Here is a 17,399-nt window from a genome sequence, read left to right on the forward strand (position 1 = left end):
CTTGAGGACGACCACGGTCATCCCGCGAGAATGTGGCCATGATTAAGGATCAACTCGGATTGGCCCTTGGCTCTTCGCGCACGCGAGAGCGAATGAGTTGGCTCAAGTGGACATTGCCCGTACTCGTGGCGCTGGCGTGTTCGAATATCGGTGTGCGCGTATGGCAATCGTGGAAGGAGCGCGCCGACGTCGAGGCTCTCGCCGCCAATCGGGTTTCCGTGCTTGCCACGCTTTCGGCCAGCATCGTGCAGAGCCACATTTCCAGCATCGATGCGGCCTTTTCACTGACGACCGGGGCGATTGGTTCCCAAACGGTCAGCGATGACACGCTCGGCAAGATCACTCAATCGCTTAATCCGCTGCTCAGGGATTTTGTCGTGTCGGTTTATGGCAACGATGATCGGCTCATGGCCACCTCCCGGCGGCTTCAGCATGTCGACGCGCCCACGATCGCATCCCTGCTGGAAAGTGCGGGGAAACAACCGTCGGTGACTCATGTCATCGTGTTGCCGGGCGATGGCGAAGGCGTTCTGTACTTTGCCAAAGCCCACCTGGATGGTGCCGGCAGGCATGACGTCACCACCATCGTGACATTGCGCATGACGCAGAGCCTGTTTGTGGGCATGAACCTGGCGACTCATACGATGGCCATTCTCCACGTTGGAGACCAGGTCATTGCCAGGATCCCTCCTCTCCCTGGCATGCCCATCGCAAGTTTCGTCCCGCTGGGTCAAGAAAGGCGCCATGCATCGGTGCTCGGGACTTACTACAGCACGTTGCCGCTGGATGGTCAGGAACGGTTGTTCGCTCAGCGCGACATCCTTCTGGATTCGGGGAGACAGCACTGGCGACTGGACGTCGGCTATGCCGTGGATACCTACCGGAGTGCATGGAGGCGAGGCTTCTATCTGAACCTTGGCGCCATGGTGATCGTGGCCGCCCTGCTCCTGGGCGGCTACTTCATGCTTCGCCGCGAAAGGCAGATCCGGAGCGAAAGGGCCGCATGGACCAGGATCACCAATATGATCCTCGAGAACATGCCGATGCCGGTCCTCGTGGTTGCAGCAGGTGACGGCGCCATCATTCTTGCCAACGATGCGTCATTGGGCCTGTTTGGAGCCATGGCATCGCCGGGCCAACCCTTCCCCAATCTGTTTACGGTGGTGTCGGCCTGGGAGGCTATCCATGATAGCGATGTCTCGGAAACCACAAGCATGCAGACACGGAATGGACCGGTGGACATGCTGATGCGATGCCGGGAGATCGACTCTCCCGGGAACCTTGGAAGCATGTTGCTGGTCACGCTGACCGACATCAGCGAGCAGGCACAGCAGATGCGGCAGTTGCAGACGGCTGCCGATCTCGACCCGCTGACCGAGTTGCCGAACAGGCGCTACTTTGACAACGCAGCCGAACGGCTGACCACCATGGCAAGAGAGCAGCCATCGAGCCTGGCCGTGATCGAGCTCGACCTCGATCACTTCAAGCGGGTCAATGACAGTTACGGGCATGCCGCGGGAGATAGAGTCCTTGGCGTGGTCGCCAAGTTGATTCGAGGTGCAGCCAGAGAAGCCGATGTAGCGGCGCGCATAGGCGGCGAGGAATTCGCCATGCTTCTCCCTGACACATCGCTGGAGCAAGCCGAGACGGTGGCCAACCGCCTGCGACGCTCGGTGGAAGGCACTCCGATCCTCCTTGAGGACGGCACCACCATCGTGCAAACGATCAGCATGGGTGTATCGGTATACCTATCGCGAGAGCCCGGTATCGACGCCGCGCTGGCCAGGGCCGATGCCGCCCTTTACGAGGCAAAGGCAAGCGGGCGAAACCGGGTCGTGGTGGCACCCGCTGACGTTGCGTCGGCTGCGGACTAGCGATTTCCCTACGGGCGAGGAAGCCTGTTGCACGTGCTGCCTGAAGTGATCATGCCGACGAGTTCCTGCAGCCCAGCACGTGTCTTGTCGAGGGGCATCCGCTTGCCTGGTCGTACCGAGGATTCCAGCCCCAACCCGTGATAAGGCGCCCTGATCCCTTTACTCTGGCCGTTGACCCAAGGCACCTATCACCCGCGAGGATTCAGTCAGCGGGAGCCATTCCCCTGGATGCGTCCGCGATCTGATCACCGGGTTCGAAACCAGGGCAGCCATGCTTCGCTGGACACCATCGACTCGACGAAGCTCGTGCGTGTGCTGCACTTGGGCTAGTCCACCCGCCAGGCCTGCCCGGAAGCCGGTGCGCGTTCGATATACGGGATCGAAAGATGGGCGGGCAACCTTGCATTGATCGCCGCAACGCAAGCACGGAAGTCCTCGAGGGTCTCCCCTATACCGATATGCATGCCGTTGCTGGCGTGGAGGACGATCTGTCCGCTGTCACGGCCATGGACGTACGTTGCTCGAACAACATCGGCAAACCTCATCTTCCGCAGGAAGAAGCTGCCCGCCTGTATCGATGTGGCGTCAAGAATCACGCGAAAGCGATAGAGATGTAGGCAGAACAGCGTGGCCACGAAGAAGTACGACGCAACAGCCACCTTTCCGGCGAAGACATGGGTGAGCTCTGGCTGCGCCGCCAGCAGGACGCCCAGGGCGCAGAGGCCGATGACGCCGAAGAGCGGCGTGCCCCTGGGCCACACGTAGGTCAACGGTTCGTCTGTCATAAGCCTGTACTTCGTCACCGTGATCAGCACGCCGTCATGCGTGGGATTCCCGGACGACCGCCGTCCGGCGTCGCTGGGCTGGGCGTTGCAGGGCTCTTCCCGCGCGTATTGCTGGAACCCTGGCGCGAGTATTTGCCACCGCCCGCCGCTTTTGAAATAACAAAATGGCCGGAAAATCTGACCGTAGGGCATAAGCCCCGGCATTCGCCGGGTGATCAAGCCTTGGCGCTCGACTGCCAAATGAAGCTGAAGCCCCCGTCGCCGCACCGTTGCCCGGGCCGGCCTGGAGACCCGGCGCGCATCCCGTAGCCCGGATGAAGCGCAGCGAAAATCCGGGATCACCGCACCCGGGCAACCATGGCATGCAGCGCTTCGGTCCATCCCGGATTCCGCCGATGGCTCCATCCAGGCCACAAATGCTGAAGCGTCCGCTTTCGACCCCAAACGTGACTTTGGAGGTGCGGGGCGCAGTCCGTAGCCCGGATGAAGCGCAGCGAGAATCCGGGATCGCCGCACCCGGGCAACCATGACATGCAGCGCTTCGGTCCATCCCGGATTCCGCCGATGGCTCCATCCGGGCCACATATGCTGAAGCTTCCACCTTCGACCCACATCGGACGTCGGCACCCTACCTGGGCAAAACGCCGGGCGGGTTCTCGCGCAGCGCCTTTTCCAGATCGTGGCGAGCCTGCAGCAGCAGCCAGTAGATGGCGCTGGTCTTGAGCGCGGCGGCCAGGCGCAGGGCTTCTTCGGCATAGATGGGCGCGCCGTCGAGCAGGCGGCGGACTTGCCAGGCGGGGATGCCGGAGCGGCGTGCCAGTTCGTCGGCGCTCATGGCTTGGGGAAGCATGTAGTCGTCGCGGAGCACGGCGCAGGGGGCGCGTAGTTCCGCGGTGGTGTCGAGCTGCATGGACGGATGCAGTACTACCTTGGGCGGCGGAAGTTCGTGGCGCATGGATTGCTTTCCTTCGGGATGCACGGAACCGGCGGATACCAGTGACGGAATCCGTGTAGGCAAAAGTCGGGCTGGGCTGTCCGCAATGGCCGGGTGTGGCGCGCCGTCAAGGAGGCGACACGCCACAAGGCTCGATCATTCCGGTCGCTTACGCGCTCGTCACCTGCCCGCTGCCGAGCTGCCGGGCGTACTGCGCCAGACACTGCATGGCCACCGTGACGCCTTGCTTGAAGTAAGTGGCCAACGGCAGCAGCGGCGGCATATCAGGGTGCCGCCCCGCATGACGTAACCGCTCGTCATCCCGGCAAAGCAGTTCCAGTGCATGCAGTGCAAACGCCACGTCATCCAACGTGGAAAGCCGAAGCGATGGCGACGTGTGGTCGTGCGCCGGTGGATCGGCGGCGGGCGAAGCGCGTGAGGCGTTGCCCATTGGAATGGATAGGCACAGGCGTGCCGTATGATCGACTGTAGCCATGATCAACTCTCGTGATAGTTGGTGATGGTTAGCGGGCCGCAGGTGTTTCAGCACCTGCGGCCCGCGACTCACGGCATGACTGCCGTGGCCGCTCGCAACCCCGTCCGAAGACACCCGCGAGCAGCCATTCCACCCTAGCGGAGCAGGTCAGGCGGCGTCATTGGGGATTCGCCTTTGCGACGTGTGGGGTTTATCCAGACTCGCGGGTCGTGGCGGCAATAGCGGGGTGTCAGTGAATGGGTGACGTTGACTGCTTCGTAGCGGTCGAGGCGATTTGTTGTGTCGTTGTGTCGTTGTGTCGCTCTGTCGTTGTGTCACTCCGTGATGACACCAGTCCCCCTCACCGTCATTCCCGCGAAAGCGGGAATCCAGCGACTTCAGGCTCTTCCGCATGCTGCAAAGGCACTGGATTCCCGCTTTCGCGGGAATGACGGTGAGGGGATCGGATGGCCTCAGGGAAATGACGGTGAGGGGATCGGATCGCCCGAGGGGAATGACGGTGAGTGAGCCGGATCGCCTTCGTGGAAATGACGGTGAAGATGCCCGATGGCCCGAGAGGGATGACGATTAGGACGCCCTTATGGCCTGAGGGTCATCAGCGTAACGAGGCGCAGGGCAGACGGAGTCCAGCCGTGGTGACGCTCACGACAGCGCAACCTTCGAGAGGAACACAGGCGGCCAGTCTCGCTGGCGCGCCTGCGCCCTGCCCCACACCGTTACTTGGTTAGCGCCGATGCCACCGGCTTGCCGTCGATGAAGTTGTGCACGGCCGGAATGACGATGGCCGGCGCTTCTTCCATCAGCCAGTGACCGGCCTTGGGAACGACCAGTTCCGTCACGTTGGTCGCGGCGTTGCGCATCACGATGGCTTCGTTTTCGCCGAAGGATTTTTCACCGCCCATCGCCAGCACGGGCATGGGGAGCTTGGTGGCCAGCCCGGCCTTGTTGTCTTCGGCGTCCTTGCGGATGGAACGGAACTGCGCGAAGGCGTCGTGCATCGCATGGGGGCGTGCATACAGTTCGGCATAGTGTTGCCGCGTGGCTTCGTCCACCTTCGACGGATCACCGGCAAACTCGTTCCAGAAGCGGTCCAGATAGATGCGCTCGCGCCCGGCCACCAGGCGTTCCATGTCCGGGCCGCCAAAATCGAAATGCCACAGGGCGGGCAGTCGCACGATCTGATCCCACGGCGGGATGCCGGGAACCGGTGCATCCATCACCACGAGCCGATCGGTCTTGTCCGGATAGCGGGCGGCATAGGCGTAGGCCACCATGGTGCCGATGTCATGTCCCACCACGGCGGAATGATCGATGCCGAGCTTGGTCAGCACGCTGCGGATATCGGCCGCCTGGGTGCGTTTGTCGTAGCCGCCCTCCGGATGCGAGGACAGGCCCATGCCGCGCAGGTCGGGCACGATCACCGTGTGGTTGCGCACCAGGTCAGCCGCCAGCGGCGCCCACATGTCGCCGGTGTCGCCAAAGCCGTGCAGGAGGACCACGGCAGGCCCCTTGCCGCCGACGCGAACATGGATGGTGGCACCGTCCGTGGCGATGTCCTGCACGCGGAACGACGGGGGAAAGGGTTCAACCGTTGCGGCGGCCGGCAGGCTGATGCCCGCGATCAGGCACGCCAGGACAAGCAGGCGAATCATCGACATGACTCCCTAAGACAAGGATGGAATGGGTAGCTCCCCTGAGCGGGCGGGACGCACTGCGCCCTCGCCCGGCCGTAGTTCAGTGGAGAACCCGTTATGCGGGCGTGATCGGGGCAAGGCGCCGCCCCGCGTTCGGCCCGCGTGGGAGAACGCAGGACGCCGTCAGGCCGGCACGTAGGTCAGCCGGATCACATCGTTGGCGATCACCTCGCTGGCGACCAGGTGCAGGCGTGGATGCGTGCCGGAGAAGTAGGGTTTGCCGTGGCCAAGCACCAGGGGATGCAGGTAGAGGCGGTACTCATCGATAAGGCTCAACTCGGCCAGGCTCTGCGCCAGCACGGTACCGGCGATGTCCATTTCGCCGTCGACCTCGCTCTTCAGCCTGCGCAACGCGGCATCGATGTCATCGGAGATCAGCGTGGCATTCGGGCCAACGGACGAAAGTGAACGCGACACGACCCATTTGTGACGGCTCCGCCATGCGGTGGCGTAGTCGTGCTCGTCGGCTCCCCAGTTGTCGCCGTCTTCGTCCCAGTAGCGCATCACCTCGTACATCTGGCGGCCATAGACCATGCCGGCGAGGCCACGTACCTGTGCGACGAAGTGCCGGAAGAGCACGGGATCGGGAACACCCATGCGCTGGTGATCGATGTAGCCATCCAAAGACACGTTCAATCCGTAGACAAACTTCGCCATGGAATGTCTCCACGCAAGGTGTGTGGTGCCATGCATGCTGCGGCAGGCGATGGCGGGCCGATGAACCTTGGGGAGTCTACGCCTGACAGGGTCGCGTGAACCGCCGGCGGCATTCGCCATGCTGGCTGAACGGCGCGGCAGCATCACGCGGCCAGCAAGCGACCTGTCAGCTTTATCTGCGATAACCAGCTGCCAGCCATGCGCCATGGCGACAACACGCGACACTGGTTCGGTTTGTGTGGTTTTCCAGATCAGGAGGCTTGCACAGATGCCCCATGCAACGATTGATGTCCGCGGCGCGGGGAAATCGCCCCTGCTGCCACTCCGTACCCGGCTTTGCTTTGGTCTTGTCGCCGCCTTCGTGCTGTGGGGTGGATTCGTGCTGTTGCCGCTGCTGGTGCCGGGCTACGACTCGATCAGGCAGACCGTCAGCGAAATTGGCGAGCTGGACTCCCCTGCCCGCGTGCCGTTTGCGGTCATGCTCTGCATGGTCAGCGTGTGCGTGCTGCTGTTTGCCAGTGGCCTGAGGGATGCGTCGCGCAGGCTGGGTCGCTCGTCCGCCGCCGCCTGGTTGACCGGCTTCATGGCCATGTCGTCGGCGGGTGTCGGAATCTTTGCGTATCCCCATCCGCTGCATGGCGTGTTCGGCCTGTCGGAGTTCGTCGGCTATCAGGCCCCGTGGGTGTTCGCGCTTACCTGGCGCCGTGAAACGTCGGCGGCCGGACTGGTGCGGTTCTCGTGGGTGATGGGCGTGCTGATGTGGGTGGCGATCACCGCGAACCTGAGCGTGCTCGATCTGCACAGCCGTCTTTGGCAGTTTGAGCGGCCGTTCTACGGCATCGTGCAACGCATGCTCTTTTTCACCTGGTGCCTGTGGCTGGCCGGCGTCAGCCTGGCGCTGACGAAGAACCGGAACATCGTGGATGACTCGCCACGCACGGCTGCATCCGTGGCGGAGTGACCTCGTCGCATGGCATCTCGTAGCCCGGATGAAGCGCAGCGCCATCCGGGATGGCGGCGTGCGGTATCCGGAAAGGTGGCGTCCCGGATTGCGCTACGCTCCATCCGGGCTACGGGGTTACGCCGCGGGTGTCGATTTCGGGCGGCGTCGTTCGTCGTTGCAGTACAGGACCGACAAAGGCTCCAACGAGGAGACAGGCGATGCGCGTGATGGTGCTGGTGAAGGCAACGGCCGATAGCGAAAAGGGCTTCGTCCACACGCCCGAATCGCTCGAGATGCTCGAAGCGATGGGCAAGTTCAACGACGAGCTGGTCAAGGCCGGCGTGCTGCGCGCCGCCGATGGTTTGCGGCCATCATCGGATGGCAAGCGCGTGGCGTTTGACGGCGCCAGTCGCACTGTCATCGATGGGCCGTTCACCGAAACCAAGGAGCTGGTTGCCGGCTACTGGTTGTGGGAAGTGAAAGACATGGACGAGGCCATCGCCTGGGTGAAGCGTTGCCCCAACCCCATGCCGGGCCCCAGCGACATCGAGATCCGACCGCTGTATGAAATGGCGGACCTGATGCCTTCGTCCAGCGACTGAACCCTGCTCACGTGATCGACTGGCCCGGATGGATCACAACGACATCCGGGCCTGCGGTCAGGCGACGTCGGCATGGCGCGTGGCGAAGCGGATGACCTGTGGGACTGTCTGCAAAAACGTAAGCTGGCATGGTGGATATCTGAAGGCGCCTTGGCTTAGATAGGCTCAGCACGCCGACGACGAGCGGCGTTCCACCCTCCCGGAAAGGTTTGATCATGTTCAAAGCCCCCTCGCTTGCGCGACACCTGATCCATGGTTTGATCATGACCGCCGTCTCGCTGCCCGCACTCGCATCCCCATCGACGCCGGTGGTGGGCACCGCCAACGGCCCGTTGTCAGGCGTGAGCGATGCAGGGTTGAACGTGTTCAAGGGCATTCCCTATGCCGCGCCGCCGGTGGGTCCGTTGCGCTGGAAGCCGCCGCAGCCGGTGAGCCCGTGGCAAGGCGTGCGCACGGCCGATCATTTCGGCCCGCGCTGCATGCAGCGCCCCGTCTACAACGACATGGTGTTCCGCTCCGACGGCATGAGCGAAGACTGCCTGTACCTCAACGTGTGGACGCCCGCCGACAGTGAGGGCAAGAAGCTGCCGGTGCTGGTGTACTTCTACGGCGGTGGCTTCATCGCCGGCGATGCATCGGAGCCGCGTTACGACGGTGCAAGCATGGCGCAGCACGGCGTGGTGACGGTCACCGTGAACTATCGCCTGGATGTGCTCGGCTTCCTGGCCACCCCGGCACTGGCGGCGGAATCGCCGGCACACGCCGCGGGCAATTACGGGCTGCTCGATCAGCAGGCGGCATTGCAATGGGTGCGCAGCAACATCGCCCGGTTCGGCGGCGATCCCGACAAGGTCACCATGGGTGGTGAGTCGGCGGGATCGATGTCGGTGTCGGCACAGCTGGCTTCGCCCTTGTCGAAGGGCCTTGTGCGCGGCGCCATTGGCGAAAGCGGCGCCATGCTCGGCAACCTCAAGCCGATTCCCCTGAGCGAGGCCATGCATAGGGGCGAACAGTTCACCCGGCTGGCCAAGGCACATTCCCTGGACCAGCTGCGCGCGATGAGCGCACAGGCCCTGCTGGACGTGTCGGGCCGCAAAGACGCGCCCTCGTTCCGCCCCACCGTGGACGGTTACTTCTTCCCGCGCTCGCCCGAGGCGATCTACGAGGCCGGGGATCAGGCGCGCGTTCCCCTGCTGCTGGGCACGAATTCACAGGAAGGCAGCTATGCCAACCTGCTCGATAACCGGGCACCGACGCCGGCCAACTATCGCGCGGCGGTGCAGAAGCTGTTTGGCGTCCACGCCGCCGAGGCGCTGAAGCTCTATCCCGGCAGCACCGAGGACGAGGTCAGGCACTCGGGAACGGCCCTTGCGGGCGACCGCTTCATTGCCTGGTCCACCTGGCGCTGGATGGAACTGCAGCGCCGCACGGGGGCGCCGGTGCACTTCTACTACTTCACCCGGCCGCGCCCGGCCAAGCGCGACGGCAGCGGCGGCCCCGACGAGGGCGCGGTGCACAGTGCGGAGATCGAGTACGCGCTGGGCAACCTGCCCGGCAACGCTGTCTTTGCCTGGACCGACGCCGACCGCCAGGTCTCGGCACTCACCCAGGGGTATTGGGTCAATTTCATCAAGACAGGCGACCCCAACGGCCCGGGCCTGCCGGCATGGCCCGCCGTGGCCGAGCAGGACGGGGGCCTGCTGCGCCAGCGTATTGGCGAGCACACGTCCACGGAAGTCGATCAGGGGGCCGCCCGCTACCGCTTCCTGCTGGCCAACGACCCGGGCGGAGAGCGCTGAGACGACGGTTTCGCCCTACCTGTCGCCAGACTGTCGCACGACCCCAAAGTGTGCGGAACCCGCCAAAAATCAGCATCAAAAGTAGGAAAAGGCCTGCCCAAAAGGGGTAGGCCGTGTGCCGGATCTATTTCTGCTTGGACTTTAGGCCGGCGATTCGTTATTGTGCGCCGGCTGAGTTTCAAGGGTCACCGTGAATTGTGGCCGCATGCTGTAGATCGCAATTTCACTACGCCGTTGCACTCCATTCCTCCTTGTGACCAGCTTTTTCGCCGCTTTGCGGCTTTACATTTTCCAAGGAGAAATATCATGTCCCAGGCAGAAACCGGCACCGTCAAGTGGTTCAACGACGCCAAGGGTTTTGGCTTCATCAGCCGTGACCAGGGTGGTGACGACGTGTTCGTGCACTTCCGTGCGATCCAGTCCAATGGCTTCAAGAGCCTCGCCGAAGGCCAGAAGGTGTCCTTCGTCGTGACGCAGGGCCAGAAGGGCCTGCAGGCCGACCAGGTCAAGGTGCTCTGATCAGGCATTAGCCTGTAAGAAGAAAAAACCGGCCTTGTGCCGGTTTTTTTTGCCTGCGATCCGGCCCCCGGGCCAGCTCCGCCGTATAGCCCGCGTCACACGGGCCACCGCTCTCTTCCATCGATGAGACACGGCTAGTCGGGCAGTCTGCGCCTGGCAACCTGTGACGGGCTCAGGCCCAGCACCTGCCGCATGCACCTCGCCAGATGGCTGGCATGGGCAAAGCCGGTTTCCAGCGCCACGTCCATCACGCTGGCACGCCCCTGCTGCAACAGCCAGCGCGCCCGCTCCACGCGGCGCTCCAGCACGAAGCGATGCGCCGGCTTGCCGGTGGCCTCGCGGAACAGCGGCTTGAAGTGGGACACACTGAAGCCTGCCACGGCCGCCAGTTCGGCCAGCGTGAGGTCCTGGTCCAGATGGGCCTCGATGTATTCGACCACCTGGTTCAGCCGCCACGACGGCAGCGCGCGTGGCGCGGACTCCTGCGCGCGCCGATGACGGGACTGCAGGGCCAGCAGGCGCGCCGCCAGCGCGGAGGCCAGGCTGTCCACGAACAACCGGCCGCCCGGATACGCATGGTGATCTTCGGCCTGCATCATCCAGCCGATTTGCTCGATCTGTGAGTCGCGGACGTGGATGGAGGGCGCGAGCTCGCCGTTGTGCCCGGCGAGCCCCATGGTTTCACCGGTTTCCCGCAGCAACGAGGGCGACAGCCGCAGCAACAGCGAGCGCGCCGGGCCCGACAGGGTCCACACGGTACTGGAGCCCGCCGGCACCACGCAGAACTGCCCGTGCAGGCGCGTGCCCTGCCGCTCCACCCGCCCGGCCCGGTACGACACCGGCACCGGCTCCCCCAGATGCAGGCAGAGCACGTGACGGGTATCCACTGGCGAAGGAAACAGGCCGGTGGGCACCGGGGACGTCAGCACATCAAGCAGCGGCAGGCGAAGCCCCTCCGAGCCCGACGACAGTGCGGCGGGGGGCGTGGGGTAGCACGAGGGCCGGTCGTTGCTCACGTGGTCCTTGTAAGGGCGATTTCCTGCGGTGGCAAGGCACCAAAGTCATCCCTTTGTATCCGGCAGCATCCGAACGTGCGCGCGGCGGCATGGCGCGATCGCCAAGCTGGCTTCATCACCAACCCATGGAGTATCACGATGAAGCGCAGGCAATTCCTGCAGTGGAGCAGTGCCGGCCTGGCCGCGAGCGTGCTTGGCCCCGCCCTGCTCGGCACCCCGCCGCTGGCGCTGGCCCGGGGCGGCGAAGCCTCTGGCGTGTCGGATGCCGCCTGGTTCCACGCCTCCCGCCGCTACGCCAGCCTGCCATTCGGGCGCATTGCGTATGTCGAGCGTGGCACCGGCGAGGCAGCGGTGTTCCTGCACGGCGCACCGCTGAATGGCTTTCAGTGGCGCGGCGCGCTGGACCGGCTGTCGTCGCAGCGGCGCTGCATCGCGCCGGATTTCATGGGCCTGGGCTACTCCGAGGTGCCGGAACACCAGTCGCTGTCCGCCGACGCCCAGACCGACATGCTGGCCGCCCTGCTCGATCACTTGCACGTGAACAGGGTGGACATCGTGGCCAGCGACATCGGCTGCGCCGTGGCGCAGCTGTTCCTGGTGCGCCATCCGTCACGCGTGCGGTCGATGCTGCTGACCAACGGTGACGTGGAGCCCGACAGCCCGCCCGCCGGCGCCAAGCCCGCCATCGACATGGCCAAGGCCGGCACCCTCGCGGATGCCACCGCGAAATGGCTCACCGACCCTGCATTGGCCCGCGCCACCTTTGGTGCGGCAGTGTTCGCCCGACCCGGGCAATTGAGCGCGGAGACCATCGCCTATTACGTGACGCCATTGGTGAGTTCGCCCTTGCATCGCAAGCAGTACGAGGCGTTTCATCTCGCACTGGAACCCAATCCGCTCGCCGGGATCGAAGCCGCGCTGAAGAAGAGCCAAGTGCCCGTGCGCATCGTCTGGGGCGCCAGCGACACCGTGTTCAAACAGGCCGATGCTGGCTACCTCGACCACCTCTTCCCCCGCTCGCAAGGCATCCGCCATGTGCCGGAGGGCAAGCTGTTCTTCCAGGAAGAATTTCCGGACGTGATTGCCGAAGAGGCAAGGCGCCTGTGGAACGTCGCCTGATCTGATCCCCCGCGTGTCCCGTGTCCCGTAGCCCGGATGAAGCGAAGCGGAATCCGGGAAGCCACCTACGAAGTCCAAAACGGCACAAGACCCCCAAACCAAAAAGCCCGGCACAAGCCGGGCTTCTTCTCGATCACGCCAGCCACCTACCGTTTCGACGTATCCAGCTTCCACACAAACACGATCAGGAAAGCGACCGTCAGCCCCACCATGCTGGCAACGCGCACACGGTGATCAAGCTGTGCGCCCATCACATCCGGCAACACCATCATCAGCAGCGCATACAGGCCAATGGCCGCCCATCCCTGCCACGACCGCGGCCCGAAGCCGATGCCGACACGCTTGGGGCCGAACCAGTAGGTCTTGTCCGTTTTCATGGTCCCTCCTGTCACCATGGACGCGGAGTCTACTCCTCGCACATCGCCGGACCGACGCCACACAACAGGCCCCTTGAACACCTGCGACAATCCACCGGATGAAACCCGAAGACCTGCAACGACTGGTCACCATGACCATGCCCTATGGCAAATACCAGGGCCGCCTTATCGCGGACCTGCCTGGCGCTTATCTGGCCTGGTATGCCCGCAAGGGCTTCCCCAAGGGGGACCTGGGCAATCTTCTGGCGTTGGCGCTGGAGATCGATCACAACGGACTGAAGTCACTGCTCGATCCGCTGCGCAAACGCAGGTAGCGGCCGCTGCGACTGCAACCGCCAGGATGACGTCACGCGTCCGTCGGCGGTGGGCCGGCGTGCTCGGGCGCGCCCTTGAGCAGATCGGTGCGGCGGTCCGTGGCGAGCAGCATGTAACGCTCGTACTGACGCAGCACGTCCGCGATGATTTCTTCCGGACGCAGGTAGCTGATGATGTAGCCCTCGCGTCCGTCCGCGAAAAACACCGACACGTCATACGCGTGCGGGCGCTCCGGATCCGGCTCGGCAGCCTCGCGCGGAAGGAACGCCGGCACACTCTTGATGAGCACGTGGGCGCCATACACGAAGTCCCGCTGCCCTGATGCAGGCACCGTGAGCTGCACGCTGCCCCCGCTGCCCGCGTCCACCTGAGCCGGCACGCCCGCCGCGCGCAGTTCCTCCCCCACGTTTTCCAGCGCAGGGGCCACGGTCTGCGCGATGAACTCGCGGGCATCCGCCTCGGAGTAGCGATGGAGCATGCGCGACAGCCGGAACCGCCAGTGCTGTCCTGACCAGAAGCTGGTTGCCGGCGCCATGTCCTGCGAGTAATGCGCCTGATCCGCCTGCAGGCCGCGCCATAAGCCATAACAGAGCGCCAGCATGATGATGGTGACGGGCAGCGCCGAGATCAGCGTCATGGCCTGCAACGCCTTCAGGCCGCCGGCCACGATAAGCACCACCGCGGTGACGCCGAGCAGGAACGCCCAGAACAGGCGCTGCCACACCGGCGAGTCAGGCGCACCGCGCGTGGCAATGGTATCGATCACGAAAGCACCGGAATCGGCCGATGTCACGAAGAACACGCCGATCAGCACGATGGCCACGATGGACAGCGCGCGCGTCAACGGCAGGTAATCGAAAAAGCGGAACAACAACGCATCCACGTTCGTTGCCGTCTGCGCGAGCGCCCCGCCGGCCTCATGCGTGTCCAGCCAGATGGCGCTGTTGCCGAACACCGTCATCCAGATCAGGTTGAATGCGGTGGGCACCAGCAGCACGCCGACTACAAACTGCCGCAACGTCCTTCCGCGTGAGATGCGCGCGATGAACATGCCGACGAAGGGCGACCACGACACCCACCATGCCCAGTAAAGAATGGTCCAGTTGGCGAACCAGCCTTCCTCCTGCGGAGGCTGATAGGCATACGTGTGGAAGGAAAGATCGACCAGGCTGGACAGGTAATTGCCGATGTTGTCGCCCAGCGCACGCAGGATGTACGACGTGGGTCCGGTGACGGCAACGAATACCAGCAGCAGGATCGCCAGCAACAGGTTCAGTTCGGAAAGGCGGCGCACGCCCTTGTCCAGACCGCTGGCCGCGGACAGGCCCGCCAGCCCTACCACCACGACCACCAGTCCGATGCGGAAGACCGTGCTTTCGGTATTCCAGCCGGCCACCTCGTGCAGCCCGGCGCTGAGCTGCATCACGCCGAACCCCAGCGTGGTGGCGATGCCGGCAATGGTGCCGATCAGGGCGAAGGCGTCCACGGCATGCCCTATCCATCCGTTCACGCGCTCGCGCAGGATGGGATAAAGGCCGGAACGGAACGTCAGCGGCAGGTTGTAGCGAAAACCGAAGTACGCCAGCACCAGGCCCATCACGCCATAGACGGCCCATGCACTGAAGCCCCAGTGGAAGAACGTCATCAGCATGGCTTCGCGCGCCGCGTCGGGCGTGCCGGCCTGTGCGCTCGGCGGTGACAGGTAATGCTGCATCGGCTCGCCGACGCCAAAGTACATCAGGCCGATGCCCATGCCGGCGGCGAACAGCATGGCCGTCCACGACAGGAAACTGAAATCAGGTTCCACATCGTCCGGCCCCAGTTTGATATCGCCGAACTTGCTCATGGCGATGATCACGAGGAACGCGAGGAACGCGGCCACGGAGAGCACGTAGAACCAGTCGAAGCGCGCAATGACCCACGCCTGCACCGACTGGAACCATTCCCCGGCCTCCTGCGGCCATAGTCCGCACACCACCAGCAGGGCGCCAATGACGACCAGCGATGGAACGACCACCGGTGCTTTCAGCGTGGTGATGACTCGCCTGGCTGGGGTCTGCATGACCGGGATACTCCGTCAAGGAATCCGATGTCGTTTGGCCATCCCGACAGGGCTCGCGTGCCTGCCGCACCACGGCGTGCCGGCCCAGGGATTCCGGCCGCGCCGCGATCGTTCGAGACTAAGCGAAAACGCGGACTGCGGAATCCGCAAATTGCAAACCCAATGCTAGGTAGTTCTACCTAAAGCTGATCCACAGAACACCGAAAACCAACGCGATGGACGAAAGTGCAGACGAAGGCACGGGCGAACCGCTAAGGTTCTTATCAACCTCCCGACGCATGAGCCGCACCATGTCGATGAAAAAAGCGCTTGCCGTGTTCCTGCTCATGTTTGGCGGCGCGGCGGCGGGGCCCGCTGTGGCGGGCGTTCCCTTCCTCAACGCAACGTGCCCGGGTGGCATCGAGCTGCATGCCGACGATGGCGGCCCGGTGTTCGTCAATGGAAGGGAGGCCAGCCTGAAGCGCTTCAGCGACAGCTACTACGAGGCACGCGACGGGCAATCGGGCACGACCATCTCCATTTCAACCGGCGACGGCGGCACGCAGCTCAGTTACACGGCCCGCGGCGGCGCGCACGGGGTTTGCCAGATGGCCGAGGGCACCCATGGACAGCAGGCGCGTAGCGACAGCCATGACGGGCACGACAATGGCCCGCTGCCATCGAAAGTCACTTGCGAATCCAGCGATGCGAAGCAGGTGTGGTGCGACATGGACACGCGCGGCAACGTGCACATGGTGAAGCAGCTGAGCCACACCGACTGCCGCGAAGGCCAGAACTGGGGGCTTTCAAACCATTCGGTGTGGGTCAACGGCGGATGCCGCGCCGTTTTCGAGAATGTTTCCCGCAACCATGACCACGCAGCGGATGGCAACGATGATGCCGGCAACCCGGCACTGGCGGCCTGCAATAGCCGCAAGGGAAGCCAGGGCGCCGTGGTCACCAGTGTGCCCGTGGGCAACGACTACAAGGAACTGATCATCGACTATCCGGATGGCCGTTTCGTCTGCATGCTGCGAAACGATGGTGGTGTACAGAGCCTGACCCGCACGCGCGGCCAGTGAGGCAAAACGCCGGCCCGCAATGCAGCAAACGGGCCGGCAAGCACTTTCTTCACATTAGGCGGGGCCATGGGGAGTACTGTCGGTAGACCGTCAACGATCGGTGAACCGCCCATGGAAAAAACCGCCCGGCCCATGTCGACGGAGTACATCCACTCCGTATACGCAGGAAAGAAAGCCACGCGCGTCGTCGACGAAACGCAGGACTTCCATTCCACCAACCAGTTTGACCGCGACCCGGAGCACTCCGGTCAGGCCCCGCAAGATCCCAAGAGCATCCGCAAGCCTTATCGGCGCTGACTTGCGCCAGCGCCACAGCCGGCACCCGTACGATGCCGGCTTCGCGTACCGGGCGGAAAGTTCCGCCCCGGTTCGCCGATGCGTCAGCGATTCAGAACCGGTCCGTGCTGGCCAGATAGCGCCACTGCCCCGGCTGCAGCCGCGACATCGAAATGCGGCCGACGCGCAAGCGCTTGATGGCGACCACCTTCAACCCCACGGCACTGCACATGCGCTCCACCCTGTCGGGTGAAATCCGCTTGAGTGCGAAGCGCAGGTGGGATTCGTTCTGCCAGCTCACCTTGATCGGCGGTAGCGCGTAGTTGTCGAAGACCAGCCCGTGATTGAGCAAGGCCAGGCCGTTGGGTGCCAGCTTGCCCTGCACTTCCACCACCAGCTCCTGCTCGATGCGGTCGGCGTCATCTTCCAGTCGGCGTTTCACCCGCCAGTCCTGGGTGAACACCACCAGGCCGCTGGCCTTGTCCGGCAACGGCAGCGGCGACTCCAGGCGGGCGAAGTGACGCTTCAACAGGCGTACGCCGGAGGTGTCGTCCTCGGCATGGCTTTCCATGCGGATCAATGCGCGGGCTTCGTCGATGGAGACGCCGGCAGGCTTGTGCAGCACCATCGTGGCGGGCTCGGCGGGTTCGAGGTGGGCGTGCGGGTCGATCTCGACCTGCTGGTCCAGCACCTTGAACTGCGGCTCTTCGATGGTCACGCCGTCCACGCGCACCCAGCCGCCTTCGATATACATGTCCGCCTCGCGCCGCGAACAGTTGGCGAGGGCAGCGACGCGTTTGGCGAGGCGTACAGGTTCGGTCATCGGCGTTGCCTGAGGAGCGGGCGCGCCATTATAAGCGCGGCGGACAC

The 17,399-nt window shown here is 64.1% G+C and carries 18 protein-coding genes; 9 read left to right on the plus strand and 9 right to left on the minus strand.

Annotated elements, in window-relative coordinates:
• Positions 1 to 38 precede the first annotated feature (38 nt).
• Positions 39 to 1,874, plus strand: coding sequence for a sensor domain-containing diguanylate cyclase (locus H8F01_RS02945; RefSeq protein WP_187057596.1), 1,836 nt, complete (start codon positions 39 to 41; stop codon positions 1,872 to 1,874).
• A 326-nt stretch (positions 1,875 to 2,200) separates the two neighbouring features.
• On the opposite strand, the gene H8F01_RS02950 is transcribed toward H8F01_RS02945, so the two are convergent.
• The 5 genes from H8F01_RS02950 to H8F01_RS02970 form a co-directional block, all read right to left on the minus strand.
• A complete protein-coding gene (locus H8F01_RS02950) occupies positions 2,201 to 2,851 on the minus strand; it encodes a hypothetical protein (protein WP_187057597.1) in 651 nt (216 codons plus the stop codon).
• Between the two features lie 436 nt (positions 2,852 to 3,287).
• A complete protein-coding gene (locus H8F01_RS02955) occupies positions 3,288 to 3,614 on the minus strand; it encodes a helix-turn-helix transcriptional regulator (protein ID WP_187057598.1) in 327 nt (108 codons plus the stop codon).
• Between the two features lie 148 nt (positions 3,615 to 3,762).
• On the minus strand, positions 3,763 to 4,089 hold the full coding sequence (locus tag H8F01_RS02960) for a hypothetical protein (RefSeq protein WP_187057599.1): 327 nt from the start codon (positions 4,087 to 4,089) through the stop codon (positions 3,763 to 3,765).
• A gap of 716 nt (positions 4,090 to 4,805) precedes the next feature.
• Positions 4,806 to 5,741 (minus strand): alpha/beta hydrolase family protein, encoded by a 936-nt coding sequence (locus tag H8F01_RS02965; protein ID WP_187057600.1) that lies wholly within the window; start codon positions 5,739 to 5,741, stop codon positions 4,806 to 4,808.
• Positions 5,742 to 5,906: 165 nt separating this feature from the next.
• Entirely contained in the window at positions 5,907 to 6,440 is a 534-nt protein-coding gene (locus H8F01_RS02970) for a dihydrofolate reductase family protein (protein WP_187057601.1), read from the minus strand.
• Positions 6,441 to 6,558: 118 nt separating this feature from the next.
• Between H8F01_RS02970 and H8F01_RS02975 the strand changes: the two genes are divergently transcribed.
• From H8F01_RS02975 to H8F01_RS02990, 4 genes are all read left to right on the plus strand, one after another.
• Positions 6,559 to 7,401: a DUF998 domain-containing protein gene (locus tag H8F01_RS02975; protein WP_187057602.1), complete on the plus strand. Its 843-nt coding sequence runs from the start codon at positions 6,559 to 6,561 to the stop codon at positions 7,399 to 7,401.
• Positions 7,402 to 7,601: 200 nt separating this feature from the next.
• Positions 7,602 to 7,985 carry a YciI family protein gene (locus tag H8F01_RS02980; protein ID WP_187057603.1) on the plus strand — a complete coding sequence of 128 codons (384 nt, stop codon included), beginning with the start codon at positions 7,602 to 7,604 and terminating at the stop codon, positions 7,983 to 7,985.
• Between the two features lie 215 nt (positions 7,986 to 8,200).
• Entirely contained in the window at positions 8,201 to 9,784 is a 1,584-nt protein-coding gene (locus H8F01_RS02985) for a carboxylesterase/lipase family protein (protein ID WP_187057604.1), read from the plus strand.
• A 306-nt stretch (positions 9,785 to 10,090) separates the two neighbouring features.
• Positions 10,091 to 10,303 (plus strand): cold-shock protein, encoded by a 213-nt coding sequence (locus tag H8F01_RS02990; protein ID WP_187057605.1) that lies wholly within the window; start codon positions 10,091 to 10,093, stop codon positions 10,301 to 10,303.
• Between the two features lie 134 nt (positions 10,304 to 10,437).
• Here the strand turns inward: H8F01_RS02990 and H8F01_RS02995 are convergent, their stop codons facing one another.
• Complete coding sequence (locus H8F01_RS02995) at positions 10,438 to 11,319, minus strand: helix-turn-helix domain-containing protein (RefSeq protein ID WP_187057606.1); 882 nt, start codon at positions 11,317 to 11,319, stop codon at positions 10,438 to 10,440.
• A gap of 138 nt (positions 11,320 to 11,457) precedes the next feature.
• Between H8F01_RS02995 and H8F01_RS03000 the strand changes: the two genes are divergently transcribed.
• Positions 11,458 to 12,438, plus strand: coding sequence for an alpha/beta fold hydrolase (locus tag H8F01_RS03000; protein ID WP_187057607.1), 981 nt, complete (start codon positions 11,458 to 11,460; stop codon positions 12,436 to 12,438).
• 146 nt (positions 12,439 to 12,584) lie between these two features.
• On the opposite strand, the gene H8F01_RS03005 is transcribed toward H8F01_RS03000, so the two are convergent.
• Positions 12,585 to 12,815, minus strand: coding sequence for a hypothetical protein (locus H8F01_RS03005; protein ID WP_187057608.1), 231 nt, complete (start codon positions 12,813 to 12,815; stop codon positions 12,585 to 12,587).
• Positions 12,816 to 12,913: 98 nt separating this feature from the next.
• On the opposite strand from H8F01_RS03005, the gene H8F01_RS03010 reads away from it, so the two are divergent.
• Positions 12,914 to 13,129: a DUF3820 family protein gene (locus H8F01_RS03010; protein WP_187057609.1), complete on the plus strand. Its 216-nt coding sequence runs from the start codon at positions 12,914 to 12,916 to the stop codon at positions 13,127 to 13,129.
• Between the two features lie 32 nt (positions 13,130 to 13,161).
• Here the strand turns inward: H8F01_RS03010 and H8F01_RS03015 are convergent, their stop codons facing one another.
• Entirely contained in the window at positions 13,162 to 15,192 is a 2,031-nt protein-coding gene (locus H8F01_RS03015) for a BCCT family transporter (RefSeq protein WP_187057610.1), read from the minus strand.
• 290 nt (positions 15,193 to 15,482) lie between these two features.
• On the opposite strand from H8F01_RS03015, the gene H8F01_RS03020 reads away from it, so the two are divergent.
• Positions 15,483 to 16,253 (plus strand): DUF3011 domain-containing protein, encoded by a 771-nt coding sequence (locus H8F01_RS03020; protein WP_238481124.1) that lies wholly within the window; start codon positions 15,483 to 15,485, stop codon positions 16,251 to 16,253.
• Between the two features lie 111 nt (positions 16,254 to 16,364).
• Positions 16,365 to 16,550: a hypothetical protein gene (locus H8F01_RS03025; RefSeq protein ID WP_187057611.1), complete on the plus strand. Its 186-nt coding sequence runs from the start codon at positions 16,365 to 16,367 to the stop codon at positions 16,548 to 16,550.
• Positions 16,551 to 16,641: 91 nt separating this feature from the next.
• On the opposite strand, the gene H8F01_RS03030 is transcribed toward H8F01_RS03025, so the two are convergent.
• A complete protein-coding gene (locus H8F01_RS03030; protein WP_187057612.1) occupies positions 16,642 to 17,352 on the minus strand; it encodes an rRNA pseudouridine synthase in 711 nt (236 codons plus the stop codon).
• Positions 17,353 to 17,399 lie beyond the last annotated feature (47 nt).

Origin of the sequence: Dyella telluris (genome assembly GCF_014297575.1) — a bacterium.
GTDB classification, from domain to species: Bacteria; Pseudomonadota; Gammaproteobacteria; order Xanthomonadales; family Rhodanobacteraceae; genus Dyella; species Dyella telluris.